Annotated in this window: 23 protein-coding genes and 1 pseudogene; 15 read left to right on the forward strand and 9 right to left on the reverse strand. The window is 60.2% G+C overall.

Annotated elements, in window-relative coordinates; genetic code table 11:
- Nucleotides 1-16 precede the first annotated feature (16 nt).
- From ACZRKZ_RS11140 to ACZRKZ_RS11165, 6 genes and pseudogenes are all read right to left on the reverse strand, one after another.
- Nucleotides 17-1,636: an FMN-binding glutamate synthase family protein gene (locus ACZRKZ_RS11140; RefSeq protein ID WP_463981618.1), complete on the reverse strand. Its 1,620-nt coding sequence runs from the start codon at nucleotides 1,634-1,636 to the stop codon at nucleotides 17-19.
- A gap of 40 nt (nucleotides 1,637-1,676) precedes the next feature.
- A pseudogene (locus ACZRKZ_RS11145) lies at nucleotides 1,677-1,835 on the reverse strand (LuxR C-terminal-related transcriptional regulator); the annotation flags it as partial.
- Nucleotides 1,836-1,919: 84 nt separating this feature from the next.
- Nucleotides 1,920-3,323 (reverse strand): ATP-binding protein, encoded by a 1,404-nt coding sequence (locus ACZRKZ_RS11150; RefSeq protein WP_463981619.1) that lies wholly within the window; start codon nucleotides 3,321-3,323, stop codon nucleotides 1,920-1,922.
- A gap of 2 nt (nucleotides 3,324-3,325) precedes the next feature.
- Nucleotides 3,326-5,131, reverse strand: coding sequence for a DAHL domain-containing protein (locus ACZRKZ_RS11155; protein WP_463981620.1), 1,806 nt, complete (start codon nucleotides 5,129-5,131; stop codon nucleotides 3,326-3,328).
- Between the two features lie 10 nt (nucleotides 5,132-5,141).
- Nucleotides 5,142-6,086 carry a cytochrome-c peroxidase gene (locus tag ACZRKZ_RS11160; RefSeq protein ID WP_463981827.1) on the reverse strand — a complete coding sequence of 315 codons (945 nt, stop codon included), beginning with the start codon at nucleotides 6,084-6,086 and terminating at the stop codon, nucleotides 5,142-5,144.
- A gap of 69 nt (nucleotides 6,087-6,155) precedes the next feature.
- The gene (locus ACZRKZ_RS11165) at nucleotides 6,156-8,030 is read right to left on the reverse strand and encodes a putative bifunctional diguanylate cyclase/phosphodiesterase (protein WP_463981621.1); all 1,875 of its coding nucleotides are present in this window, start codon (nucleotides 8,028-8,030) and stop codon (nucleotides 6,156-6,158) included.
- Nucleotides 8,031-8,291: 261 nt separating this feature from the next.
- On the opposite strand from ACZRKZ_RS11165, the gene nosR reads away from it, so the two are divergent.
- The 4 genes from nosR (at nucleotide 8,292) to ACZRKZ_RS11185 (ending at nucleotide 11,427) form a co-directional block, all read left to right on the forward strand.
- Entirely contained in the window at nucleotides 8,292-9,638 is a 1,347-nt protein-coding gene (gene nosR, locus ACZRKZ_RS11170; RefSeq protein WP_463981622.1) for a response regulator c-di-GMP phosphodiesterase, NosR family, read from the forward strand.
- Between the two features lie 205 nt (nucleotides 9,639-9,843).
- Nucleotides 9,844-10,260 (forward strand): NUDIX hydrolase, encoded by a 417-nt coding sequence (locus tag ACZRKZ_RS11175; protein WP_463967064.1) that lies wholly within the window; start codon nucleotides 9,844-9,846, stop codon nucleotides 10,258-10,260.
- 25 nt (nucleotides 10,261-10,285) lie between these two features.
- Nucleotides 10,286-10,924 (forward strand): LysE family translocator, encoded by a 639-nt coding sequence (locus ACZRKZ_RS11180; RefSeq protein WP_149411027.1) that lies wholly within the window; start codon nucleotides 10,286-10,288, stop codon nucleotides 10,922-10,924.
- The gene (locus ACZRKZ_RS11185) at nucleotides 10,921-11,427 is read left to right on the forward strand and encodes an N-acetyltransferase family protein (protein WP_463981623.1); all 507 of its coding nucleotides are present in this window, start codon (nucleotides 10,921-10,923) and stop codon (nucleotides 11,425-11,427) included. The genes ACZRKZ_RS11180 and ACZRKZ_RS11185 overlap by 4 nt, the downstream gene beginning before the upstream one ends.
- A gap of 3 nt (nucleotides 11,428-11,430) precedes the next feature.
- Here the strand turns inward: ACZRKZ_RS11185 and metR are convergent, their stop codons facing one another.
- Nucleotides 11,431-12,348 carry a transcriptional regulator MetR gene (gene metR / locus ACZRKZ_RS11190; protein ID WP_133099722.1) on the reverse strand — a complete coding sequence of 306 codons (918 nt, stop codon included), beginning with the start codon at nucleotides 12,346-12,348 and terminating at the stop codon, nucleotides 11,431-11,433.
- 182 nt (nucleotides 12,349-12,530) lie between these two features.
- Here metR and ACZRKZ_RS11195 point away from each other — a divergent pair, with 182 nt between their 5' ends.
- The 5 genes from ACZRKZ_RS11195 to ACZRKZ_RS11215 all read left to right on the forward strand — a co-directional run bounded on the left by ACZRKZ_RS11195 (nucleotide 12,531) and on the right by ACZRKZ_RS11215 (nucleotide 16,077).
- The gene (locus ACZRKZ_RS11195; protein ID WP_463981624.1) at nucleotides 12,531-13,550 is read left to right on the forward strand and encodes an alpha/beta fold hydrolase; all 1,020 of its coding nucleotides are present in this window, start codon (nucleotides 12,531-12,533) and stop codon (nucleotides 13,548-13,550) included.
- Nucleotides 13,551-13,610: 60 nt separating this feature from the next.
- Nucleotides 13,611-14,264 carry a DsbA family oxidoreductase gene (locus ACZRKZ_RS11200; protein WP_463981625.1) on the forward strand — a complete coding sequence of 218 codons (654 nt, stop codon included), beginning with the start codon at nucleotides 13,611-13,613 and terminating at the stop codon, nucleotides 14,262-14,264.
- Nucleotides 14,265-14,369: 105 nt separating this feature from the next.
- Nucleotides 14,370-15,290: an arginase family protein gene (locus tag ACZRKZ_RS11205; protein WP_463981626.1), complete on the forward strand. Its 921-nt coding sequence runs from the start codon at nucleotides 14,370-14,372 to the stop codon at nucleotides 15,288-15,290.
- On the forward strand, nucleotides 15,287-15,667 hold the full coding sequence (locus tag ACZRKZ_RS11210) for a DMT family transporter (protein ID WP_463981627.1): 381 nt from the start codon (nucleotides 15,287-15,289) through the stop codon (nucleotides 15,665-15,667). The genes ACZRKZ_RS11205 and ACZRKZ_RS11210 overlap by 4 nt, the downstream gene beginning before the upstream one ends.
- On the forward strand, nucleotides 15,664-16,077 hold the full coding sequence (locus ACZRKZ_RS11215) for a transporter (protein WP_463967058.1): 414 nt from the start codon (nucleotides 15,664-15,666) through the stop codon (nucleotides 16,075-16,077). Before ACZRKZ_RS11210 ends, ACZRKZ_RS11215 begins: the two co-directional genes overlap by 4 nt.
- 64 nt (nucleotides 16,078-16,141) lie before the next feature.
- Here the strand turns inward: ACZRKZ_RS11215 and ACZRKZ_RS11220 are convergent, their stop codons facing one another.
- Complete coding sequence (locus tag ACZRKZ_RS11220; RefSeq protein ID WP_463981628.1) at nucleotides 16,142-16,906, reverse strand: MipA/OmpV family protein; 765 nt, start codon at nucleotides 16,904-16,906, stop codon at nucleotides 16,142-16,144.
- A 229-nt stretch (nucleotides 16,907-17,135) separates the two neighbouring features.
- Here ACZRKZ_RS11220 and ACZRKZ_RS11225 point away from each other — a divergent pair, with 229 nt between their 5' ends.
- From ACZRKZ_RS11225 to ACZRKZ_RS11250, 6 genes are all read left to right on the forward strand, one after another.
- The gene (locus ACZRKZ_RS11225; protein ID WP_463967056.1) at nucleotides 17,136-17,840 is read left to right on the forward strand and encodes an MtnX-like HAD-IB family phosphatase; all 705 of its coding nucleotides are present in this window, start codon (nucleotides 17,136-17,138) and stop codon (nucleotides 17,838-17,840) included.
- Entirely contained in the window at nucleotides 17,833-19,227 is a 1,395-nt protein-coding gene (locus ACZRKZ_RS11230; RefSeq protein WP_463981629.1) for an aspartate aminotransferase family protein, read from the forward strand. The genes ACZRKZ_RS11225 and ACZRKZ_RS11230 overlap by 8 nt, the downstream gene beginning before the upstream one ends.
- Entirely contained in the window at nucleotides 19,224-20,111 is an 888-nt protein-coding gene (locus ACZRKZ_RS11235; protein WP_463981630.1) for an alpha/beta hydrolase, read from the forward strand. The genes ACZRKZ_RS11230 and ACZRKZ_RS11235 overlap by 4 nt, the downstream gene beginning before the upstream one ends.
- A 65-nt stretch (nucleotides 20,112-20,176) precedes the next feature.
- Complete coding sequence (locus ACZRKZ_RS11240) at nucleotides 20,177-21,301, forward strand: GNAT family N-acetyltransferase (RefSeq protein WP_463981631.1); 1,125 nt, start codon at nucleotides 20,177-20,179, stop codon at nucleotides 21,299-21,301.
- Nucleotides 21,301-23,079: a sensor histidine kinase gene (locus ACZRKZ_RS11245; RefSeq protein ID WP_463981632.1), complete on the forward strand. Its 1,779-nt coding sequence runs from the start codon at nucleotides 21,301-21,303 to the stop codon at nucleotides 23,077-23,079. The genes ACZRKZ_RS11240 and ACZRKZ_RS11245 overlap by 1 nt, the downstream gene beginning before the upstream one ends.
- Nucleotides 23,069-24,466 carry a sigma-54-dependent transcriptional regulator gene (locus tag ACZRKZ_RS11250; protein WP_463967051.1) on the forward strand — a complete coding sequence of 466 codons (1,398 nt, stop codon included), beginning with the start codon at nucleotides 23,069-23,071 and terminating at the stop codon, nucleotides 24,464-24,466. The genes ACZRKZ_RS11245 and ACZRKZ_RS11250 overlap by 11 nt, the downstream gene beginning before the upstream one ends.
- A gap of 39 nt (nucleotides 24,467-24,505) precedes the next feature.
- On the opposite strand, the gene ACZRKZ_RS11255 is transcribed toward ACZRKZ_RS11250, so the two are convergent.
- Nucleotides 24,506-24,844 (reverse strand): GlpM family protein, encoded by a 339-nt coding sequence (locus ACZRKZ_RS11255; protein WP_149411041.1) that lies wholly within the window; start codon nucleotides 24,842-24,844, stop codon nucleotides 24,506-24,508.
- Between the last annotated feature and the right edge of the window lies 1 nt (nucleotide 24,845).

Raw genomic sequence — 24,845 nt, forward strand, 5'->3', positions numbered from 1 at the left:
GGCGCCTGGGTCATTTTTAAGCGGTAGCCACTTCATGAGGTTCGAAGCTGTCGGCACGTGCCATCTGCCACATCCGTGAATAAAACTCGCCGTTCACTTCACCGGTGAGCAACTCACCGGGTTTGAGGAACACGTGCAGTTGTGAGAACAGCTTGATCTCGGTGGCCGACATGCGCCGCACCAAATGCTTGGCTGACAGTTGCGAGGGGTGATCCAGCCCCGCGGCGGCAAGCATTTCCGCCAGGGCCTTGAGGGTGTTGCGGTGGAAGTTGAACACCCGCTGGGCCTTGTCCGGGACCACCAGCGCCCGTTGGCGCAGTGGGTCCTGGGTGGCGACGCCGGTGGGGCATTTGTTGGTGTGGCAGCTTTGCGACTGGATGCAGCCGATGGCGAACATGAAGCCCCGCGCCGAGTTGGCCCAGTCGGCGCCGATGGCCAGGACGCTGGCGATGTCGAAGGCGCTGACGATCTTGCCGCTGGCACCGAGTTTGATCTTGTCCCGCAGGTTCAGGCCCACCAGGGTGTTGTGTACAAACAGCAAGCCTTCGCGCAGCGGCACGCCAATGTGGTCGGTGAACTCCACGGGCGCAGCACCTGTGCCGCCTTCCTTGCCGTCGACCACGATAAAGTCCGGCAGGATGCCGGTTTCCAGCATGGCCTTGGCGATGCCCATGAATTCCCATGGGTGGCCCAGGCAAAACTTGAACCCCACCGGTTTGCCGCCGGACAGTTCACGCAGTTGCGCGATGAACTGCATCAGCTCAATGGGGGTGGAAAACGCGCTGTGGCGCGACGGTGAGATGCAGTCCTCGCCCATCATGATGCCGCGGGTTTCGGCGATTTCCCGGGTGACCTTGTGCTTGGGCAGAATCCCGCCGTGACCAGGCTTGGCGCCCTGGCTCATCTTGATTTCGATCATCCGCACTTGCGGGCTCTGTGCTTGCACGGCGAAGCGTTCCGGGTCGAAGCGGCCGTCGCTGGTGCGGCAACCGAAGTAACCGCTGCCCAGTTCCCACGTCAGGTCGCCGCCGTTTTCCCGGTGATAGGCGCTGATGCTGCCTTCGCCAGTGTCATGGGCAAAGTTGCCCAGCTTGGCGCCCTGGTTCAGCGCGCGAATGGCATTGGCGCTCAGGGAGCCGAAACTCATGGCCGAAATATTGAACACCGATGCCGAATACGGCTGCTTGCATTGCGGGCCGCCGACTATCACGCGAAAGGCACTGGGGTCGCTCAACGGCGCCGGGCGCATGGAGTGGCCGATAAATTCGAAACCGGACTGGTACACGTCGATCAGCGTGCCGAAGGGTTTGTCGGCGCTTTCATTCTTGGCCCGCGAATACACCAGCGAGCGCTGGGCCCGGGAGAAGGGCAGGGCATCGCTGTCGGATTCCAGCAGATATTGGCGAATTTCCGGGCGAATGCCTTCCACCAGGTAACGGATATTGCCCAGGATCGGATAGTTGCGGCGCACCGCGTGGGGGCTTTGCAGCAGATCGAAGATGCCAATCAGGCTGAGCACGCCAGTGATCAGGGTGATGGGCCACAACCATTCGTGCTGGATAAAGGGGATGCTGGCGAGGGTGAAAATGACACAGACAGCAAAAAAGGCGTAACGGCTTAGCAACGACAGGCTCATTCTGTTTTCCTTGGTTCGGACTCATCAGGCATACGGTTTTTCAGGCGTTCTGTGCCTGGAGAAAAATCGATAACAGCTCGGACCGGGATTTGATCCCTGGCTTGCTGTACAGATGCCTTTTATGGACTTTCACGGTTTCAACACAGACTTCCAGCTTACGAGTGATTTCCTTGCGCGAGCAACTGCCAAGCATGACCCTACATCTCTTTTTGTGAGCGCTGATACCTGTGGCAAGCCCGCTCGCCACAGGGAATCCATGCCTATGCCCATCGCTAGATCTTCATCAGCTTGTAGAGAGGGGGTATTGCTCCACCGCCGTCTGCCGGATCGGCAACGTCACCCGAAACGTCGTGCCCTTGCCCACTTCGCTGGTCACCGAAATATCGCCGTGGTGTTTCTTGACGATGCCATAGGACAGCGACAGCCCCAGCCCTGTCCCTTTCCCCACCGGCTTGGTAGTGAAGAATGGATCAAAGATTTTCTGCACACTTTCTGGCGCAATCCCGCAGCCGTTGTCCGCGACTTCCAGCCAGACCCGATCGCCCTCGATGCCATTGCTGATGGTGATGGTGCCGCGCTCCGGGCCCATGGCCTGGGCGGCGTTGATCACCAGGTTCATCACCACCTGATTGATCTGTGAAGCCAGGCATTCGATGTCCGGCAACGACTGGTAGCGTTTGACCACATCCGCCTTGTACTTGAGTTCGCTGGCGACGATGTTGAGGGTCGAGTCGATGCCCTGCTGCAGGTTTGCCCATTGCCATTTGTCGTCGTTATCGACTCGGGAGAAATCCTTCAGGTCCTTGACGATTTGCGCCACACGACCGATGCCTTCCTTGGTTTCGCGGATCAGAATCGGGATGTCTTCCTTGAGAAATTCCAGGTCCATGCCTTTGCGCAGGGTTTGCAAGTGCTCAAGGCATTCCCCTGGCGCCAGGGCTTCTTCAGCCTGTTGATAGGCGTCGAACATTTGTTGCAGCTGCTTGAAATAGCCGTCCAGGGTGCCGAGGTTGGAGGAGATAAACCCCACCGGGTTGTTGATTTCATGGGCCACGCCCGCTGCCAACTGCCCCAGGGACGCCAACTTTTCTGACTGCACCAGTTGGCTTTCCAGCTGCTTGCGCTCGTCGATTTCCAGTTGCAGTGCATGGCTGCGTTGCTCCACCAACTGCTCCAGGTGACTGGTTTGCAGGCTGGCACGACGGGCCATTTCCCATTTGGCGGACAGGGTGTTGGCCATTTGCTGGACTTCGATGTTGTCGAAGGGTTTTTTCAGGATCAGCAGGCGGTCGTGGGCCTGCAGGCGAAACAGCAGCTCTTCCCAGGAATAATCCGAATACGCGGTACACACCACTACTTGCAGGTCCGGATCGACTTTCCACAGTTCTTCGATGGTTTGTGCACCGTCCCAACCCTGGGGCATACGCATGTCGACAAACGCCAGGGCATAGGGGCGATCCTGCTCCATGGCCGCGCACAGCCGTTGCAGGCCCTCCTGCCCGCCGTAGGCCGAGTCCAGCTCAAAGGCCTGGACCTGGGGTTTGACGGTGCCGCCGAACAGTGTGGCTTCCATCTCATCCAGTTCCAGGTTCTGCTCCACGGGCGGGGTGAGAATCTTGCGAAAATCCTCGTGAATCGACGGCGTGTCGTCGATCAGCAGAATACGCCGGTTCGGCAGTTGATTCATGGTCAGGTCTCTGCGCGGTCAAGGGGGATGTGCAAGGTGAACAGCGCGCCTTTGCCGGGCCCGTCGCTGTGGGCGCTCAGGCGACCTTTCATTTCCAGGGCGGCCAGTGCGCAGCTGTGCAGGCCGAAGCCGTGGCCTTCCTTGCGGGTGGTGAAACCGTGGGTGAAGATCCGCGTCATGTTCTCGGCCGGGATACCTTCGCCTTCGTCCTTGACGCTGATCTGCAAGGTGCCGTCATCCAGGGGGAGGATCGACAGGGTCATCTGCCGTGGTCGGTCGGCGAGGTTGGACATGGCGTACTTGGCGTTGCTGATCAGGTTGACCAGGATCAGCAGCAGACGATGCTTGTCGGCCATGATCTCCGGCACTTCGTGGTAGTCCTTGACCACCGTCACATGGTGGCGGCTCAGGGCCCCTGAATTCATGCGCAGGGCGTCTTCCATCAACGCGCTGATGTGCACCGGCTCCAGCAGGCTGGAGGCGCCGGCATAGGACTGCTGGGTGGAAACGATGTCCTTGATGTGATCGACGCTCTTGCTCAACTGCGCCAGTTCGTCGGCGATGCCTTGCTGTTCGACGGCGATGGCGTCCACCAACTGGTTCAGGTAGCCGGGTAACAGCTTGCCTTTTTCATCCTCGGTGATGAAGGTGCCCAAGTCATGGCGGTGCTCGTTGATCAGTTGCATGGCCTTGCCCAGCCCCAACGCTTTGCTGGTGCGCAGCTTGCGGGCCACCAGTTCGGCGGAGATGTTTACGCTGTTGAGCACATTGCCGACGTTGTGCAACACGTTGGTGGCGATTTCCGCCATGCCGGCCTGGCGAGCGCTGTCCAGCAGTTCGCTTTGGGCGTCCTTGAGTTCCTGGGTACGCTCTTCGACCCGTTGTTCGAGGCTTTCGTTGACCGAGTGCAAGGCGCGATTGACCCGGTTGATCTCGGCGAAACTGCGCAACAGGCGAACCGCCAGGTAGAGCAGCAACACCACCAGTAAGGTCGAGAATACCATCAGGTAGCGGTGGTATTTCTGGTTGATCAGGTCGGCGGCCTGCTGGTCCCGGTTGAGCCGGTTGGTCAGGTCGTCCAGGTGCACGGACACCGGAATCGCGGCGATACGCTCCAGCAAATCGTTAACCAGCGGTTGCTCGCGCAAAATCAGAGAGATGTGGTTGCTGAGGATCTCCACCGGTGCCTGGAACTCCTCGGGCAGTCGCTCCTTGTTAAGCACCAGCTTGTTCAGCCCGACGAGGATATCGGCCGCCTTGTCATCACTGGTCACCTGGGCGAATTCCAGGCTGCTGAGCAGCAGGTCATAGGTGTCGGTGGCGACGTTTTGCAGTTCCAGTTTCTCGCTGTCATCCAGGCGGGCGAACTGCTCCTGGATGTCGTCCTCGGCGGTTGGCAGAAACGCCAGTGAGTTGCGCAGTAGCGCATTGTGTGACTTGAACTGGTCGACCAGCCGGGCCTTTTCCTGGATCGCCTGGCGATAGGCATCCTCGATTGCATTCCAGCGGGCGAGGTCCGCATGATTGTGTTGCGATTCTCTCGCCTCAAGGCTGGCCCACAGGCTGGTCATCTCGGTGAGGGGCGTCACCAGCGGGTCATAGTTATGGGTCATGGCAATTCGCGCCTTGAGCACCTCACTGTCCCATTGCGCATTCAGTTGCTTGATATGGCGAATCAGGTCCTGGGACTGGGTGTAGCTGGTGGTCTGGTCCATCGAGGTTTTGACGTACAAAAACACCAGGGTCGAGACCAGCACCAGGGTGATGGCGCTGAGCAGAAACTGGCTGGCGCGGCGGGATATTTTCATAAAGGCCTGTTCATAACGGTTTACCCGCCCATTCGCCGGTCAGTGTCTTGAGAAACTGGATGATAAGGGTTTTGTCCTCAGTCGAAGGCGTACGTCCCAACTGGTACTTGAACATCACGTCGACCGCCTCTTCCAGGGTCCTGGCCGAGGCATCGTGAAAGTACGGGGCGGTGATGGCCACGTTGCGCAGGCTCGGCACCTTGAATACGTTGCGATCCTCGTCGTCCTTGGTCAGCAGGTAGCGCCCCAGGTCGGTTTCGGTGGGGGTGCCCCGGGCCTTGAAGTAGTCGCCCATCACGCCGAACTTCTGGTACATGTTGCCGCCGATGTTGATCCCCTGATGGCAGGCAATGCAGCCGTAGTCCTTGAAGCGCTGGTAGCCGTACTTTTCCTCGCGGGTGAGGATCTCGGTGTTGCCGAGCAGATACTGGTCGAAGCGCGAATTGGGTGTGAGCAGGGTTCGCTCATAGGTGGCCAGGGCATTTTGCACGTTGGCCGCCGTGATGCCATCGGGGTAGGAATGGGTAAATGCGCTCTGGTAAGCGGGCAGGGCGGCCAGGGTTTCGACCACATTCTCCCAGTCGCTGCCCATCTCCATGGGGCTGGTGACCACCTGTTCGATCTGCTTCTCCAGGGTGTCCACCCGAGCGTTCCAGAACTGTTTGAAGTTCAGGCTCGCGTTAAACACGGTCGGCGTGTTGAGCACCACCGGCTTGCCGTCGTAACCCAGGGAAAACGCCTTGTTGTCGGCGCCACCCGTTTCCAGGTGATGACAGCTGGCGCAGGACAGGGTGTTGTTGACCGATAAGCGGTTTTCGTTGAACAGTTGTCGCCCCAGCTCGACTCGCGCCGCATCCAGAATGGGCATGGCGGGCAGCGGTTTCAGAGCCTCGTCCAAGGGAGCCGCAACCGCCGGCCCGCAACTGCCCAGCCATAGGCCCAAGGCAAGGCTGATCCTGTGTGACGGCCGATCACAATGAGGGTGTAGTGCTTCGCTCAACGTGAATTCCTTGTGAGCAGGGGGTTATTGATTGGGCATGAGGGTACATTTACCGGTTTCCAGCAGCCGGGCAAAGTCCTCCGCGGCGACGGCTTTGCTGAACAGGTGGCCCTGGCCTTCTTCGCAGTGTTTGGCCTGCAGGACGTTCAGTTGTTCGACAGTCTCCACCCCTTCGGCGATGACGGTCAGGTCCAGGCTCTTGCCCAGGCTGATAATGGCGCTTATCAACTGCAAGTCCTGGTCGTTTTCCCCTAGGCCGCGAATAAACGATTGATCGATTTTTAGCACATCAATGGGGAAACGACGCAGGTAACTGAGGCTGGAGTAGCCGGTGCCGAAATCATCGATAGCCAGGCGCACGCCGATGGTCTTGATCGCCCGCAGGGTGTTCACGGTGTCGTCGACGTTTTGCATCAACACGTTCTCGGTAATCTCCAGTTCCAGCAGGGCGGGCGCCAGGCCGGTCTGTTCGAGGATGGCGGCGAGGTTGGCGACAAAATCCCGCTGGCGGAAATCAATGGCCGAGATATTTACCGAAATACAGATCGGCGCCAGTCCCTGGTCTTGCCAGCGTTGCGCCTGTTCGCAGGCGTGGCGCAGCACCCATTGGCTCAAGGGTACGATCAGGCCGCTGTCTTCTGCCACCGGAATGAACGCCGACGGGTAGATCCAGCCATGGTCGGGTTGATGCCAGCGAATCAAGGCTTCGGCGCCGACGATCCGGCCAGTCTTCAAATCCAGTTTTGGCTGGTAGTGCAAGACAAACTCGTTGCGTTCCAGGGCCAGCCGGATCGCGGCTTCCAGGGTTTGTTGCTGGCGGGCGATCAGGTTCATGTCGTCGATGAAGAAGCTGAAATCGTTGGGGCCGTGATCCTTGATGTTACGCATGGCGGTTTCGGCTTTCTTGATCAACTCCACGGCGCTGAAACTGTCATTGGGGTACACACTGATGCCCAGGCTGGCCGTGATGCTCAAGTCATGGCCGGCCACATGGCGGGTGCTGCTGATAGCCTTGAGCACTTTCTCGGCAATGATCTGGGTCTGCTGGGGGTGATGAACGTCATTGAGGATCATCACGAACTCGTCGGAACCATAGCGGAACACCGAGTCGGACTCGCGCACCGTCGCCACCAGGTCCCGGCTGACCTGCTGCAGCACCTCATCACCCACCGGATGACCGAGGGCGTTATTGATGCGCTTGAAGCGATCCAGGCCGATAAACATCACCGCCAACTGGGTATCGTGACGCCGGCACAGGGCGATGGCCTGGGTCAGCCGGTCACCCAGCAGGGTGCTGTTGGGCAGGCCGGTGAGGCTGTCGTATTGCAGCAAGTGCGAGACCTTGAGCAGTTCCTGAACCCGTTCCTCGATGGTGCGTTCAAGGCTCAACAGCTTGAGAGCAGCGTCCTGCGCCAACTGCCATTTCCAGGTCAGGGCACTGGCCATCTGGCGGATTTCCAGGTTATCGAAGGGTTTTTTCAGAATCAGCAACTGATCGTCGAACTTCAGGCGCGCTTCGATGGCTTCGAAGGAATAGTCGGAATAGGCGGTACACAGGGCGATTTGCAGGTTGGGGTCGACGTTCCACAGCTGTTCGATGGTTTCCAGGCCATCCCAACCCGGCGGCATGCGCATGTCGATGAACACCAGGGCGTAGGGTGAGAGGTCGGCCAGGGCTTGGATTACCAGGCCGAGGGCTTCCTGACCCTGGTAGGCGGAGTCCAGCAGGTAGGTCTGGCGCAACGCAGGTGCGGTGCCAAACAGCGTTTCCTCGATGCTGTCCAGAGATTGTCCGCCGTTGGCGTCGGCACAGAGGATCTTGCGAAAGTCTTCGTGGATCGATGCTGTGTCATCGACGATCAGGATCCGTCGATTGGCCCGCCCTGAACGCGGGTTCATGGGTGGTACTCGGAGGCGCGCGACTGCATATTCTGGCGCATGTGGCTTCCTTACCTTAATGACTACATGGCTGTGTGCGGGCGCTTATCGGCTTCTTGTCCTAAGCGTAGTAGGCTCCTTGAATAAGTCGGCAAGTTGGCGTCAAATCGACGTCAGTTTCCCCTGTGAGCCATCTAGCGCCCATTGCGCCCGCAAGTACAGCGGTTGATCCACGCAGGGTCACAATGGTTCAAATTGGTATTATTGAAAGGAGGTGTCGCCATGGATGAGCAACTCGCTACGACGTCCCCTTACAGACCTACCGTTTTGCTGGTTGACGATGAAGAGTCGATCCTCAATAGCCTGCGCCGCCTGTTGCGCGGCCAACCCTACGATGTGTTGCTGGCCGGCAGCGGTGCCCAGGCCCTGGAGATCATGGCCGCCCAGCCTGTCGACCTGGTGATGACCGACGCCCGCATGCCGGCGATGGACGGTGCGATGCTGCTGGCCGAAACCCACCGGCTCTATCCGACCACCACCCGCATCCTGCTGACGGGCTATGCCGACCTGACGATGATCATCAAGGCGATCAACGAAGGGCAGATCCACCGCTACATCAGCAAACCCTGGAATGATGAGGAAATGCTCCTGACCCTGCGTCAGTCCCTCGATCACCAGCACTCCGAGCGTGAAAGGCTGCGCCTGGAGCAACTGACCCGCGAGCAAAACAACCAGTTGAAGGGCCTCAACGCCACCCTGGAAAAACGCGTGGTGGCCCGTACGTCCGAATTGCAGCAGACCGCCGACATGCTTGACCTGGCCTACGATGAGCTCAAGCGCAGCTATGTCACTGGCACCGAGGTGTTTTCCCTGCTGGCCAACCTGCGCCTGCCCAAGGAGAAACAGACCAACCGCCAGTTAATCGAGTTGATCCGGGTCTATTGCAAAGCCCAACCGATGGACGAGGCCAGTGTTCGCGACCTGACCATGGCGGCAGCGCTGTACAACATCGGCAAACTGAGCTGGAGCGACAGCATGATGATCGCCCCGGCCGACCTGCTGCACAGCACCGACCGCGAGCGTTATCGGGCCTACCCCACGCAAAGTGAGTCGCTGCTGATGACCCTGGAGCCGATGAAGGATGCAGCGCGGCTGATCCGTCATCACCAGGAGCGCTGGGACGGCACCGGCTTCCCCGATCATCTTAAGGGCGAGGCGATTCCATTTGGCTCTCGGCTGCTGAAACTGGCAGTGGACTTTATCGAGTTGCAGCGCGGGTTGATCCTCGAACGGCAGATGAACAGCGACGAAGCACTGTTGTACATCCGCAAATACGCGGGTCGACTCTATGACCCGGACCTGGTGGAAGATTTCGTCCAGGCCTGCGCAGCGTTCCTCAGTGATGTGACATTGGGCGATCCAACGGTCAAAGTACTCACTACCCGTGAGCTGGCCGAGGGCATGGTCCTGGCGCGTAACCTCAACGCCGATAACGGCATGCTGCTGCTCAACGCAGGCAAGGTGCTGAACCTGCCGCTGGTGGACAAGCTGATTGCCTTCGAGGCGATGGAGGGGGCCAAGTACAGTGTGTTTATCAAGGAACCCGAAGAGGCAGTGATCCTGGGATAAGTGGGATCGAGTGTGGGCTGGGGGGTATATCCGTTACCGCAGCAACGTATATGTACTCAATAGCCCCCGAGAACCCAACCTTCAGCAACCTCAAAAGATAGGTAGATACCTCTGCGTATAGCAGGCAAGCCATCTCCCACATTGGATTGCAGTACGCCGGACACTCATGTGATCCTTGCGCCTTTGCTTTCAAGGCTCACCTCTCATGACCTCCACCACCATCCGCATCGCCGCCGCCCTGTTGATCGGCAGCGACGGCCAAACCCTGCTGGTGCGCAAGCGCGGCACCCTGGCCTTCATGCAGCCGGGCGGCAAGATCGACGCCGGGGAGCAGCCGGCCGAGGCCCTGGCTCGTGAGCTGCACGAAGAGTTGGGGCTGCGCATCGATCCGGCAGAGGCTGTGTACCTTGGCCACTTCTCGGCACCGGCGGCCAATGAGCCGGGTTTCGTCGTGGAAGCCGAGCTGTTTCAGGTCAACATTGATGTGGCCGTAACCCCCGCTGCCGAGATTGAGGAAGTACGCTGGATCGACCCGGCTGGCGACGGAGACCTGCTGTTGGCACCCTTGACACGTGACCTTATCCTGCCGTTTTATCGCTCATCGCTGACCACAACGGCCTGAAGCGCCAGGCTCAAAGGACTGAACCGTGATTCCCCTCAACGAATTGCTGATTTTCGCTGCTGCCTCCTTGCTGCTGGTGCTGACGCCCGGCCCGAACATGATTTATCTGATCTCCCGTTCGATCTGCCAGGGCCGCAAGGCCGGGGTCACTTCGCTGCTGGGGGTGGTGGCCGGATTTTTTGTTCATCTGTTTGCGGCGGCAGTCGGTTTGACGGCAGTGTTTCTGGCGGTGCCAATGGCCTATGAGGCGCTGAAATGGGCCGGCGCCCTGTACCTGCTGTGGCTGGCCTGGCAGGCGGTCAAGCCGGGCGCTCGCTCACCGTTCGAGGCCCAGCAACTGCCGCCGGACTCGTCACGCAAGCTGGTGACGATGGGTTTTCTGACCAGTGCACTGAACCCGAAAATCGCCGTGTTCTACCTGTCGGTGTTCCCGCAGTTCATCTCCCCGGAGCACGGCTCGGTGTTCACCCAGAGCCTGGTGCTGGGGATCACCCAGATCAGCGTCAGTTTCACGGTCAACCTGCTGATCTCGTTGTTCGCCGCGACCATCGCCGGCTGGTTTATCAACAACCCGACCTGGCTGTCGGTGCAGCGTTATTTTATGGGCTTTGTCCTCGCGGCCCTGGCGATTCGCCTGATGCTTGAGCAGCGTCGCGGCGCATGATCATCCTGCCGCTGGATGCCAGCCACGCGCAGGCCTATCGGGCGTTGATGCTCCAGGCCTATGAAACTTATCCACAGGCGTTCACCTCCAGCGTCGCTGAGCGTGCGGTATTGCCGTTGAGCTGGTGGCAGAAGCGTTTGGAGAGTCCGCTGGATCGGGTGCTTGGCGGGTTTGCAGGGGATCAGTTGGCGGGCATTGTTGGCCTGGCGTTCGAACCCAGGGAAAAAGCCCGGCACAAGGTGACGCTATTTGGCATGTACGTCGCCGAAGGTTTCCAGCGGCGTGGGCTGGGCCGGCAATTGGTGGAAGCAGCGCTCGTTGAGGCGCGTCATCATGCCGGGGTAAAGTTGATCCAACTGACCGTCACCGCCGGCAATGACGCGGCGTTTGCGCTTTATCAGCGGTGCGGTTTCGTGCAGTACGGGCTGGAGCCGTTGGCGGTGCGGGTGGGGATCGAGTATTTCGATAAGATTCACCTGTGGCGCGAACTGTACGGCGACTGAGTTTCAGCGAACCGCGCTCACCCCATCCAATGTCGAAAACGACGTGTCCTTGGCCGTCAGCAAGAAGTCGCGCATATACGGCGCATCCAGCATGTCGGCGCGGATACCCGCATACAGCGTGGCAAACAACCCTTTTTCCCCCAGCCGCTTGGCCTTCACATAACCCCGTGAGCTGTATTCATGCAGCGCCCAATGGGGCATGCCGCACACGCCGCGACCGCTGGCCACCAGTTGCATCATCATCACCGTCAGCTCCGACGTACGGACCTGGGCCGGTTCCACGTCGGCTGGCTCCAGGAAGCGGGTGAAGATGTCCAGCCGATCCCGCTCCACCGGGTAGGTGATCAGGGTTTCGTTAAGCAAGTCCTCGGGCACGATGTAAGGCTTGTTCGCCAGTGGGTGCTGGTTGGCCACCGCGAGCATGGCTTCGTAGGTGAACAGCGGCACATAGGTAATGCCCGCCAGCTCCAGCGGGTCGGAGGTCACCACCAGGTCCAGGTCGCCACGGGCCAGGGCTGGCAGCGGCGCGAAGGCGAAACCGGAGGCCAGGTCCAGCTCGACTTCCGGCCAGGCATCGCGGAACTGGTCGATGGTCGGCATCAGCCATTGGAAGCAGCTGTGGCATTCGATGGCCATGTGCAAGCGCCCGGCAGTGCCGCCGGCCAGGCGCGCGATATCGCGCTCGGCGCCACGCAGCAAGGGCAGGGTGGCGTCCGCCAGTTGCAGCAGGCGCAGGCCGGCGCTGGTGAAGCGCACCGGCTTGGTCTTGCGCACAAACAACTGCATGCCCATGCGCTCCTCCAGTTCCTTGAACTGGTGGGACAGCGCGGACTGGGTCAGGTGCAGGCGTTCAGCGGCTTCCACCAGGCTTTCGGCCTCGCGCAAGGCGTGCAGGGTCTTGAGATGACGGATTTCGAGCACGGGCTCTCCATGAAGATAACTTGTGAAAAGTTCGGATCGGTTGAGTTTGTCTCATGTTGCGTTGACTGTCGACACCGACCGCTGGGCACTCTTCATCAAACTGTCACGTAACTGTGGCAGCGCGCTTGAACAAACTTCATCAGACTCGCGCTCTACTGGGGTTCTGCGTTTCGGTGTTTTTCATGCGCGTGTTGCTATTTCTGGCCGCTCTCTTGTTCGGCCTGCCGTCTTTTGCGGCTTCTCGATGTGATGTCAATGTCCCGACGGAACACGTCGATCTGGAACAGGTCAGCCTGGCCTACCAGAGCATTGGTCGTGCCTCCGATCCGGCGTTGTTGCTGGTGATGGGCCTGGGCGGGCAATTGATCCACTGGCCGGACGAAGTGGTGGTTGCCCTGTGTCAGCAAGGCTTTCGGGTGATTCGCTACGACAACCGCGACGTTGGCCTGTCCACCTGGCGCCAGGCGCCTGCCAGTGCCAACCTGACCTTTGAAGTGCTGCGCTACAAATTGGGCCTGCCGGTGGCGGCGCCCTACACCCTGACAGACATGGCCGACGATGCGCTGGGCTTGATGGATGCATTGCAGGTCCAGCAATTCCATGTGCTGGGCGCGAGCATGGGCGGGATGATCGCCCAGCACCTGGCGGCCATGGCGCCTGAACGGGTGGAAAGCCTGACGCTGATCATGACCAGCTCCGGCGCCGAAGGCCTGCCGGCGCCCAATGCGGCGCTGGTGCAATTGCTTTCGCGACGTGGCGCGCCCAATCGCGAAGCTGCCCTGGAACAGCAAGCCGATTTACTGGCGGCGCTGGGCAGTCCATCTGTGAAGGATGATCGCCAGGCCTTGCTGCACCAGGCGGCGCAGTCCTACGACCGGGCGTTCAACCCGGAAGGCGTGAAGCGTCAGATCATGGCGATCCTCGCGGAGCCGAGCCGGGTGCCGCTGCTCAACCAACTGCGTGTGCCGACCCTGGTGGTCCACGGCACCGCTGACCCGTTACTGCCAGTGATGCACGGCGTGCACCTGGCGGCGCACATTCAGGGCAGCCAATTGCGGCTGATTCCCGGTTTGGCCCACCGTTTCCAGGAGGCGTTCAAGGCGCCGTTACTGGGGGCGGTGTTGCCGTACTTGCAAGCCCATCGCGAAGACGCGGCGCATTGGGCCCAGATCGAGCCGGTGGCGCCTTCGAAGCTTTTGTGAGGCTGGCGTGGGGTGTATGGTGCGACTTTTGCGGCGCGTTTTAGCCAGCGAGGTTGCGTTATGAGTACTCCCCTGAAAATCGATTTCGTCAGCGATGTGTCCTGCCCCTGGTGCATCATTGGCCTGCGCGGTTTGACCGAAGCCCTGGACCAGTTGGGCGTTGAGGTGCAAGCCGAGATCCACTTCCAGCCCTTCGAGCTGAACCCGAACATGCCTGCCGAAGGGCAGAACATCACCGAGCACATCACCGAGAAATACGGCTCCACCGCCGAACAGTCCCAGGCCAATCGGGCGATGATCCGCGACCGTGGCGCCGAGGTCGGCTTTGCCTTCCGCACCGACGGCCAAAGTCGCATCTACAACACCTTCGACGCCCATCGCCTGCTGCATTGGGCCGGGCTTGAAGGGTTGCAGTACAACCTCAAGGAAGCGCTCTTCAAAGCTTACTTCACCGACCAGCAGAACCCTTCCGATCACGCCACCCTGGCGCTGATTGCCGAAAGTGTTGGCCTGGACCTGCAACGTGCGGCACAGATTCTGGCGTCGGATGAATACGCCGCCGAGGTTCGCGAGCAGGAGCAGTTGTGGGTGTCCCGTGGCGTGAGTTCGGTGCCGACCATTGTCTTCAACGATCAGTACGCGGTCAGCGGTGGGCAACCGGCCGAAGCCTTTGTCGGCGCGATTCGGCAGATCCTCAGCGAGGCCAAAGGCTAACCCCTGGCCCGTCACTTGCATTCACCCTGCAAAGCCCATTCGGCTGGTGTTCATGAGTGATGAGCCCAGTGTCTGAATGGGCACTGCCATGGGTGAAACATTACCTTGAACATTCTTGACCTCGACCACAGCCTTACGGCCCAGGCACCGATTGCCCGGCGTCTTTCCAGCGGCCAGGCGATACGCATGGACCTGCTCGACCTTGGCCCGAAACTGCGCCTGTGGTCCACCGAAAAAACCTATAAGCGCTTCGCCGAACGCCTGGCCAAACGGCCCCGGCCCATCGATGCGCGGCCGGAAATTTTCTTTGTCGGCTCCGGCGATTATCACCATCTGACCCCCGCGTTGCTCGCCGACTTGAAAGAGCCCGTCAGCCTGATCCACTTCGACAACCATCCCGATTGGGTCCGCTTGGCCCCGCGTCGGCACTGCGGTTCCTGGGTTAACCGGGCGCTGAAGATGCCGGCGATCAAACGCATTGTCACCCTCGGCCCGTGCAGCGACGACCTGCATAACCCGCAACTGCGCGGCGGCAACCTCGGCGCCCTCAAACGCGGGGATTTGCAGCTGTTTCCCTGGCAGCACGCGCCCTCGAAAGTCTGGGGCCGGGTGGGCGACGGCGCCGGTCACCAGCAACAGGAAAATCATCTGCACTGGCGCAACCTGGCCGAGTTGGATTGGGCGCAGTTCCTCGGGCAGATGATCGCCAGCCTGCCCACCGAGGCGATCTGGATCACCATCGACAAGGATGTGCTGGCCTGCGAAGACGCCGCCACCAACTGGGACCAGGGCGGCATGCGCCTGACTCACCTGCTGCAAGCCTTACGGACGTTGGCGGCGAGCAAGCGGATCATCGGCATCGATGTCTGCGGCGAGTTTGCTCAGCCGGCCTTCAGCAACGCCTTCAAGCGCTGGGAAGCCAAGTCCGACCAACCGCCCGCCGAGCGCTGGAGCGAGGAGGATTTGCTGCGCAACTCGGCCACCAATGAAGCGTTGATTAACCTGTTCGAGGAGCTGTTCCCGTGACCCTGACCGTGGTGTTGCTGGTGGCCTTTTCCATCGTCCTCGATGTGATCGGCCAACTGTGTTTCAAACTGGGCCTGGACCGTTTGCCGGAACTGGACGGTGGTTTTCGCCTGAATGCCTTCTGGGGCCAGGTGTTTAACGCGCCGTTGCTGTGGGCCGGGATCGGCGCCTATGTCATCGAGTTTTTCGTCTGGCTTGAGGCCTTGTCCCGTGCGCCGTTGAGCCTGTTGTTTCCGGCGGCGGCGCTGGCTTATTGCGGGGTGGTGTGCGCCGGGAAAATGATCCTCGGCGAGACCGTCAGCCGCCGTCGTTGGATGGGCACGTTGGTCATTACAGCCGGTGTGATGCTGGTGGCTATTGCAGGGACTCAATCATGAACTCAGAAAATATTTCCATAAGCCCGGTCGGCTGGCTGCATGGGCGCTTGGGCACCGTGGTGCTGTGGGCGTTGCTGATTTGCACCGAAAGCGCCGGGCAGCTGTTTACCAAAGTCGCTGGTGATCAACTGGGGCAGATGGATTTCACCGTGCAATGGCTGTTGGCCGTGGCCGGCAATCCGGGAATCCTCGCGGCGATTGCCTGCTACATCGGCGCGTTTTTCGTGTGGATGCTGATTCTGCGGCGCAGCAGCCTGTCCCTGGCTTTTCCGCTGAGTTCGCTGGTGTTTGTGGTGGTGCTACTCGGCTCGTGGCTGGGCCTGGGCGAGCACATCAGCGTGCTGCACTGGGTGGGCGTGGTGGTGATTATTGGCGGGATAGCGTTGTTGGCCGAGGGTAAAGAGAACTGAGCAATCCGTTGATTGACGCGAACTCTGTGGCGAGCGGGCTTGCCCGCTCGCCACAGAGGGGTGGTCAATCAAATGTGTAGCTGATCGCCGTCTGCACCTGCCCCTGGTTCACCTCGCCGGTCTGCCTGACGATACTGCTGTCCGCCGCCGAGCCCACCAGATGTACCCAACTAGCGCTGGTCAGCAATGACCATTTTGGCGCCAGGGGAAACTTGAAGCTCTGGGTCAATGTGAGGTTCTGGAAACCGCCGCTGGCGTTATAAGGCCCAATTCCCGACGCCGCCGCTTCATGATCATCAACGCCGAAAAACGTCTGGGCCTGGCGATCATCGGCAAAGCGCGCCATCAGGCCGCTGCTGCCAATGATCCCGCCGCCCAGCGGATAACCCAGCTCACCGCCGACCTTGCCCAACACGCCGCTCTGCTCGCGAGCGCCGCCCACGGCTCGGCCCAGCTGGGCATAGACCCGCCAGAAATCGGCCGGCGCGTACTGGATAAATCCTCCCACTTCGGCCATGTCCGACACATCCCGCAAGCCCTGCAACGAACCATTGGCGGTACGCCCCGGCAGGTAATTGAGGTAAGGGCCGGCGCTTAAACCGTTGCGGTTGAAGGCGCTCCAGGTCAGGCCGTCGTCGGTGCCCAGGCTGACATTCCCCCAGTCCAGGTCGAAGTAGGGAACGGGTACCGTTTCATGGCGGCTGCCGCTGGGTTCGCGCGGTTGATAGCTGACGCCCAGGCCGGCTTCGCCGGTGATCCCGTCGGCCAATGCCGAACAGGCGCACAGACCGAGCACGCCTGCGAGTACAGCTGAAGTAACCCTGAGCATGATGCCTTTCCCTTCTCTGAACATGCGCGCATGAACGCGCAGGCGCGAGGGGTTGCGCAAGCACTCATGTTGTTTGTAGCAACCTACAAAAATTGTAGCCCGGTCGATGCATTTTCTGCCTAGAGTGCCGCAAGAGCCCAGCCCCGCTGGGCTTTAATCAGTTGGCACACTCCCTGCTCTATCCCTCTGCAAGCGCAACAGCGCGCTCCTACTTCATAGGTAAATGCAGATGATTGACTGGCATATCGTGTGTGACTTCGACGGGACCATCACGCCCACCGATGTCATCGACAACGTCCTCCAACGCTTCGCTGATCCTTCGTGGGAAACCATCGAGCAGCAATGGCTGGACGGTCATATCGGCTCCCGCGAATGCCTGAGCCTCCAACTGGCGCTGATCAAGGCGACGCCTGCCGAGTTGCTGGCGTACTTCGACAGCGTCGAGATCGACCCGGACTTCCCCGACTTCGTCGACCACGTCATCGGCCTGGGCGCCTCCCTCGAAGTAGTCAGCGACGGTATCGAACAAGGCATCGCGCGGATTCTGTCGCGTAACTACGTGACCTTGCTGCCAATCCTCGCCAACCGCTTGCGCCAGGTCGACCAGAACAGCTGGCGCATCGACTTCCCGTATTCCAGCGATGCCTGTCGCGCCGCCTCCGGCAACTGCAAGTGCAAATCCACGCCGCGCAACAAGCGGGTGCTGGTGATCGGCGACGGCCAGTCCGACATGTGCGTGGCTTCCACTGCCGACTTCGTCTTCGCCAAGGGCCGCCTGGCTGAGTATTGCCAGCGCAACCAGATTCCTTACGCACGCTTCGACACCTTTGCCGAGCTGCCTGCATTGCTGGCCAAGCTGCCCCAGGGCATCGCGGCCAACGCTACTTCCTTCAACTCGTCTTCCGACAATCAGGAACTCTTCCATCATGTCTGATATCCGCATCGCTACCGCCGAAGACCAGGTACTTCTGGATAAAGAAGCCAAGTACTGCTCCTACGGCGACACCGTTCACTACATCGACCCGCCGCGTATTTTTAGCCGTTGCGAAGGCTCCTATGTCTGGGACACCGAAGACCAGGCCTACCTCGACCTGCAAATGTGGTACTCGGCGGTCAACTTCGGTTACGCCAACCCACGCCTGAACAACGCGCTGAAACAGCAGATCGACACCCTGCCGCAGATCGCCAGCCAGTACCTGCACAAGGGCAAGATTGAGCTATCGGAAATGATCGCCGTCGATGCCAAGAAAAAATTCGGCCTGGACGGGCGCGTGCACTTCAACGTCGGCGGCTCGCAGTCCATCGAGGACTCGCTGAAAGTGGTGCGTAACGCCACCAACGGCAAGAGCCTGATGTTCGCCTTCGAAGGCGGCTACCACGGCCGTACCCTCGGCGCTTCGTCGATCACCTCCAGCTACCGCTACCGTCGCCGCTACGGCCACTTCGGCGAGCGCGCCAATTTCATTCCGTTCCCATACCACTTCCGTGGCCCCAAAGGCATGACCAAGGAAGAATACGGCAGCCACTGCGTGCAGCAGTTTGCCCGCCTGTTCGAGACCGAATACAACGGTGTATGGGACCCGAAAGTCGGCCAGTGCGAATACGCAGCTTTCTACGTCGAGCCGATTCAGGGCACCGGTGGCTACGTGATCCCACCGATGAACTTCTACAGCGAACTCAAACATGTGCTGGATCAGCACGGCATTCTGATGGTGGTCGACGAAATCCAGATGGGTTTCTGGCGCACCGGCAAGCTGTGGTCCATCGAGCACTTCGACGTCAAACCGGACGTCATTGTGTTCGGTAAGGCCCTGACCAATGGTCTCAACCCACTGGGCGGCATTTGGGCCAAGGAAGCGTTGATCAACCCGAAAATCTTCCCACCAGGCTCGACACATTCCACGTTCGCCTCCAACCCGTTGGGCACGGCGGTGGGCCTGGAAATGTTCAAGATGACCAGCGAAGTCGACTACGGCGCGATGGTCATGGCCAAGGGCAAATACTTCCTCGAAGGCCTGCAAGAGTTGCAGAAGCGCTTCCCGATCATCGGCGATGTCGACGGTCTGGGCCTGGCCCTGCGCTGCGAAATCTGCGGCCCGGACGGTTTCACGCCGGACAAGGCGGCGCTGGACTACATGGTCGACGAAGGCATGAAGGGTGACATGGTGGTTGACGGTCAGCGTTTGGGCTTGATCCTCGACGTGGGCGGCTACTACAAAAACGTGATCACCCTGGCGCCGTCCCTGGAAGTCAGCTACCCGGAAATCGACCTGGGCCTGCAGTTGCTTGAGCAGTTGCTGAATCGGGTAATGAAGCGGTGAACCGCGCTGAGATCGATCTGGGCGAAGGTGACTCAGGCTTCGTTCTCGGCAACGGTCCGGTCGGGGTTCTGTTGATTCACGGCCTGACCGGCACCCCGACGGAACTGCGTCGGGTGGCCCAGGGCCTGGCCAAGGACGGGACGTGCACGGTGTACGTGCCGACCCTGGCCGGGCATTGCGGGGACAACAGCGACCTGCAGGCCACCGGCTGGCTGGACTGGTACGAAGGCGTGCGCAAAACCTTCGTCGGTGTGCGGCAGCACCACGACCAGATGTTCGTCGGCGGCCTGTCCATGGGCGCGGTGATGTCGATGTACCTGGCCTCGGAATTTGCGGGCCAGGTGACGGGGTTGCTGATGTACTCCACGACGTTGAAGTACGACGGCTGGAGCATCAACAAGCTGGCGTTCCTCACGCCGTTGCTGATGAAGATTCCATTCGGCGTGCACCTGTGCAGCTTCGAAGAGAAACCGCCCTACGGCATCAAGAACGAACGCCTGCGGGCTATCGTCGAACGGCAGATGAAGGCAGGGCAGAGCAGCCAGGCCGGTCTCCTGACCATGGAAGGCGTCACGGTGCGCGAGCTGCACCGGATGAATGCCGTGGTCAAGAAACGTATGCCGTCGATCAACACCCCGGCGCTGGTGCTGCATTCTGTCGAGGACGACATCACCAGCCGCTGGAACGCCGATTATGTGGAGCGCCATCTGGGCGGGCCGGTGACCAAGATCCTGCTGGACAACTGCTACCACATGATCACCGTCGACCTGCAATACCGTCGGGTGATCGAGTTGAGTGCTGACTTTATCCAACAGCATGCCGCCCCTGTAGTCGCGAGCTTGCCCGCGAAGGTCGTTAACGATAACGCAGGCTGCCTGGTTTGACGCGGTGCCTTCAAGTCCATCGCGAGCAAGAACTAGGCGTCCCCCTCGCTACACAAGGAAAACCCGTGATTAGCGCCCAAGCCTTTTCGACTATTCGGGCCATCGAGCGCAGTGCCTGGAATGACTGCTTTCCCGGTGCCCTGGAGGATTGGGATTACTACGTCGCCGTGGAAAACGCCGCCATTGATGATTTTCAGTGGCGTTACCTGGCGGTGTTCGAGACCGGGACGCTGGTAGCAGTCGCCCCAGCGTTCATCACCCATTACCGCCTCGACACCACCGTGTCGGGAATCGGCAAGCGCTTTACCCAGCGCCTGGAGCGACTGTGGCCGGGCGTCTTGCGGCTGGGCCTGTACGCCATTGGTTCGCCCGTGGCCGAGCAGTGCAATGCCGGCATTGCCAGTCATATCCCTGAGTCGCGGCGCCAGGCGTTACTGGAGCAGTTGCTGGTAGCCGCTCGGCGGGATGCCGATGATTTCGACATTGGCCTGCTGGCGGTCAAGGATGCCCCGACCAAGGATGAACACTGGGCTAACAGCTGCAAGGCGGCAGGCTTTCAACGGATGCCAAGCTTGCCGTCGGCCTCGTTGCCGGTGCCCTACGGCTCGGTGGATGCCTATCTCGGCTCCTTGGGGAAATCCACCCGCAAGGACCTGCGCCGCAAACTGCGGGTACCTGGGCCACGGGTCGAGTGGCGGCGCAATATCGATGATGTGTTGCCCGAAATCATGCGCCTGTACGAAGCCACCCTGGCCCGCGCCGACCTGCAGTTCGAGCGTTTACCTGCGGGCTATTTCACCGCGATCCTCGAACAGCTTGAAGATCGGGCGGTCTGTGTACTTTACTGGGTGGACGAGCAACTGGTGGCATTCAACCTGATCCTGCTGGACCAGCATCGTCTGATCGACAAGTTCTTTGCCCATGACCTGGCCCGTAGCCGTGAGCACAACCTGTACTTTCGCAGCTGGCTGACCAACGTCGACTACTGCATTGCACACAATATTGCGGTGTATGAGTGCGGGCAGGCCGGTTATGCCAGTAAGCTGCGCCTGGGCTGTGAGTTTCAGGGCAATAGCGTGTTCTTCCGTCATCGCAACTGGCTGCTCAACACCTTGCTCAACGTCGTAAAAGTGTTTATTCGTCCGGACCGTTCCGACCCTGCCATGGCTGCTGCGATAAGCGAAACCTGATGATCAACAAGACCCGCCGAAAAGCCCGCCCCTTTGCCATTTCGCGCTGGAGCGTCCAGCGCAAGCTGGTCCTGGCGTTCTGGCTGGTCAGCGTTATTCCGACCATGATTGCCGCCGAGCTGGCCGCCACCACCCTGTCGCAGATTTTCGACAGCAACGTGCGCATCTGGCTGCAGGAGTCGACCCGTATCGTCAAAGATGAGATCGGCGACATCCTTCACGACAACGCACGGGTTGCGCAGTTGTTCCTGCGCTACATCCGCCCGCCGTCGACCCATCAGGACCAGCGCCACGACAAGCTCACCGCCGACATCGCCAGCGCCACCGACATCGACGTGGTGGCGCTGATCCGCAGCAGCGATCACAAAGTGGTGTACAGCACCGCCTCCGACGATGTGATCAGCCAGATCAGCCTGGCGCCGAATGCGGTATTGCAGACGGTTCAGGTCGGCGGTGTGCCCATCGGCGCGGTGATCTCCACGTTTGAAACCACTCAGGATGGGGTTGATTACAAACTGTTGGTCGGTACCTATCTGGACAGCAGTTTTCTCACCAGCGTCGCCGAGGTGCATTCCCTGGACTTGCGGCTGTACCTGGGCAACACCGCTGGCTTCTCGGAAATCTTTTCCACCCAGCGCTTCGAAGACCACCCGACCCAGATCCCGAAAACCATCGAAGCCCTGCTGCGCAGCACCAGGCAGCCCAGCGAGCAGTTCACCAGCAACTACAGCGGCCTGTACTGGCCGATCTTCAACGACACCGGCGAGTTGCAAGGCGTGATCTTCAGCGGCCTGCTGCGCCACACCAGCCTGGTAGGACTGGTCAACCAGAGCAACCTGTTCGTGCTGATCTTCCTGCTTAGCTCGGCGCTGTCCCTGGGCACAGGCTGGCTGGTCTCCCAGCGCCTGACCCGCCCGTTACGGGATTTATCCCAAGGGGTCAGCGCGGTGATTTGCGGCGATTATCGACATCGCGTCGCCGTCAGTGGCGGTGACGAATTGGCCCAGTTGAGCAGCACCTTCAACCACATGACTGAACGCCTCGGTGAACTGCATCACCTGGAAGCCCAGCTGCGCCGACGTGATCGCCTGCATGCCCTGGGTGAAGTGGCGATGGGTCTGGCCCATGAAATCCGTAACCCATTGGGGATTATCAAGACCGCCACGCAGTTGCTGCACCGTCGCGCCGATCTGGCAGACACCGACAAGCGTCACCTGGAATACGTGATCAGCGAAGTCAGCCGGATCAACGACTTGATCACCGACTTCCTCGACTTCGCTAAACCCAGCGAGCCGTTGCGCAGCGTGCAGTTGGCCCGTCCGTTGGTGGAAGAAATCCTCGGCTTTTGTGCCCCAGAGTTGTCCACCCACACCATCGACGCCCACATCGACGACCAGGCCCCTGGCGCGACGATCTACGTTGATGCCAAGCAACTCAAGCAGGCCTGCCTTAACCTGATCCTCAACGCCATCGACGCCATGCCCGAAGGCGGGCGCTTGACTGTGGGCATCAGCTCTGTGGGCGACAATACGGTGATCAGCATCGCCGATACCGGCCAGGGCATCCCCGCCGAAATGGTCGAACGGATATTTACGCCATTCGTCACCACCAAGGCGTCGGGCACCGGACTGGGTCTGGCGAAAGTGTTCTCGATCATGGAAAGTCATGACGCCAGCATCGAATGCGTGAGCGAGAAAGATGCCGGAGCCACCTTCAGCCTGTACATTCCGGCTAACGGTGAAGACGAAGGCGATGATGAGGACAGTCATGACGCATAACGTATTAGTGGTCGACGACGAGCCCAAACTCTGCGACCTGCTGTCCTCTGCCCTGAGCCAGAACGGCATCCAGGTATTCACTGCCGGTAACGGCCTGCACGCCCTCAAGGTGCTGGAACAGGAAGACATCGACCTGGTGATCAGCGACTGGCGCATGCCCGGCATGGACGGGCCGGCGCTGCTGGCTGAGATCAAAGTGCGCTACCCGCAGTTGCCGGTGATCGTCATGACCGCCTACAGCACCGTGAAAAACGCCGTGCAATCGATGCGCAACGGTGCCTACGACTACATCGCCAAGCCCTTCGATATCGACGAGCTGGACATCACCGTGGCCAAGGCCCTGCAGTTTCGCGACATCATGCGCGACAACGCGCGGATGCGTGCCGAGCTGGATGAACATCAACAATTCGATAGCCTGGTGGGCGACAGTCCGGCCTTTCGCCGTGTGTTGCAGGCGGTGGATTCGGTGCGCGAGAGCAACGCGACCATTTTGCTGACTGGCGAAAGCGGCACTGGCAAGGAAATGGTCGCCCGGGCCATCCACAAACATGGCAACCGCGCCGACAAACCGTTTGTGGCGGTCAACTGCGCGGCGATTCCCGAAGGCTTGCTGGAAAGCGAAATGTTCGGCCACCGCAAGGGCGCCTTTACCGGCGCTGTGGCGGATCGGGTCGGGCGCTTCATGCAGGCCGACAAGGGCACGCTGTTTCTCGACGAAGTGGGCGACATGCCCCTGGCGTTGCAGGCGAAGATCCTGCGGGCCTTGCAGGAGCGAGTGATCGAACCGGTGGGCGACCCGCGCGAGCGCAAGGTCGATGTACGGGTGATTGCCGCTACCAACAAAAATCTGCTGGAGGCGGTGGTCAACAAGGAGTTTCGCGAGGATCTCTACTACCGCCTCAATGTGTTTCCGATCCCCCTGCCAGCCCTGCGCGAGCGGGTGGAAGACATCGCGCCCCTGGCCCGGCATTTCGCCCAGACCTTGAGCGCCACCGCTGGCAAACGCATCACCGGCTTCAGCCCCGAAGCGTTGCAGGCCATGGCCGCCTATGCCTGGCCGGGTAATATCCGTGAACTGCAGAACTGCGTGGAACGGGCGACCATTGTGGCGACCAGCCCGGTGATTGAAGACATCGACTTACCAACGTATCTGTTTGCCTCAAGGCCTTCGGACAACAGCGTCGGCGCAATACTCAGCGACGGGCCAGGGGTGCCCCAAGACTTGGATGCGGCGCTGGCGCAAGTGGAGAAGGCCTATATTCTGGCGGCATTGCAGGAGAGCAATGGCGTGCAGGCAGCGGCGGCCCAGAAGATCGGCATCTCCGAACGCAGCTTCTGGTATCGGTTGAAGAAACTGGGGATTCAGGTGGACAAGATCGTCCGCTGAAGATCGTTCCCATGCTTTGCGTGGGAACGATCTTCAAAGTCAGGCGTGAATGCGGACCCACACCGTCACCAACACCGTCGCCGCCATCAACCACGCTACCGCCGCGACAGCCAGCGATGCCTCCAGCCGCATCCGGTCCACCATCACATACAACGTCGCCAGGTACACAAAGTACGGAATGATCGACCACATCCCAAACACGATGGTGGTCTTCAAGTCATCCACCGACCGGCCTTTGCCGACGATGTAATGAGCGATCAGTGCAAAGGTCGGAAACAGCGGCACCAGGCCTGCGATGTAATAGTTTTTGGTCTTGGCCAGCGCTGCGAGGATCAGCACCACGCCAGCGCCCAAGGCGGCTTTAAATACTAAATCCACA

The organism is Pseudomonas sp. c313 (assembly GCF_055407145.1).

Excerpts from the sequence above, each read along its gene's own strand:
- ACZRKZ_RS11140 (WP_463981618.1), bottom strand. The coding sequence starts at position 1,636 with ATGAGCCTGTCGTTGCTAAGCCGTTACGCCTTTTTTGCTGTCTGTGTC.
- ACZRKZ_RS11150 (WP_463981619.1), bottom strand. The coding sequence starts at position 3,323 with ATGAATCAACTGCCGAACCGGCGTATTCTGCTGATCGACGACACGCCG.
- ACZRKZ_RS11155 (WP_463981620.1), bottom strand. The coding sequence starts at position 5,131 with ATGAAAATATCCCGCCGCGCCAGCCAGTTTCTGCTCAGCGCCATCACC.
- ACZRKZ_RS11165 (WP_463981621.1), bottom strand. The coding sequence starts at position 8,030 with ATGAACCCGCGTTCAGGGCGGGCCAATCGACGGATCCTGATCGTCGAT.
- nosR (WP_463981622.1), top strand. The coding sequence starts at position 8,292 with ATGGATGAGCAACTCGCTACGACGTCCCCTTACAGACCTACCGTTTTG.
- ACZRKZ_RS11175 (WP_463967064.1), top strand. The coding sequence starts at position 9,844 with ATGACCTCCACCACCATCCGCATCGCCGCCGCCCTGTTGATCGGCAGC.
- ACZRKZ_RS11185 (WP_463981623.1), top strand. The coding sequence starts at position 10,921 with ATGATCATCCTGCCGCTGGATGCCAGCCACGCGCAGGCCTATCGGGCG.
- ACZRKZ_RS11195 (WP_463981624.1), top strand. The coding sequence starts at position 12,531 with ATGCGCGTGTTGCTATTTCTGGCCGCTCTCTTGTTCGGCCTGCCGTCT.
- ACZRKZ_RS11200 (WP_463981625.1), top strand. The coding sequence starts at position 13,611 with ATGAGTACTCCCCTGAAAATCGATTTCGTCAGCGATGTGTCCTGCCCC.
- ACZRKZ_RS11215 (WP_463967058.1), top strand. The coding sequence starts at position 15,664 with ATGAACTCAGAAAATATTTCCATAAGCCCGGTCGGCTGGCTGCATGGG.
- ACZRKZ_RS11220 (WP_463981628.1), bottom strand. The coding sequence starts at position 16,906 with ATGCTCAGGGTTACTTCAGCTGTACTCGCAGGCGTGCTCGGTCTGTGC.
- ACZRKZ_RS11225 (WP_463967056.1), top strand. The coding sequence starts at position 17,136 with ATGATTGACTGGCATATCGTGTGTGACTTCGACGGGACCATCACGCCC.
- ACZRKZ_RS11230 (WP_463981629.1), top strand. The coding sequence starts at position 17,833 with ATGTCTGATATCCGCATCGCTACCGCCGAAGACCAGGTACTTCTGGAT.
- ACZRKZ_RS11245 (WP_463981632.1), top strand. The coding sequence starts at position 21,301 with ATGATCAACAAGACCCGCCGAAAAGCCCGCCCCTTTGCCATTTCGCGC.
- ACZRKZ_RS11250 (WP_463967051.1), top strand. The coding sequence starts at position 23,069 with ATGACGCATAACGTATTAGTGGTCGACGACGAGCCCAAACTCTGCGAC.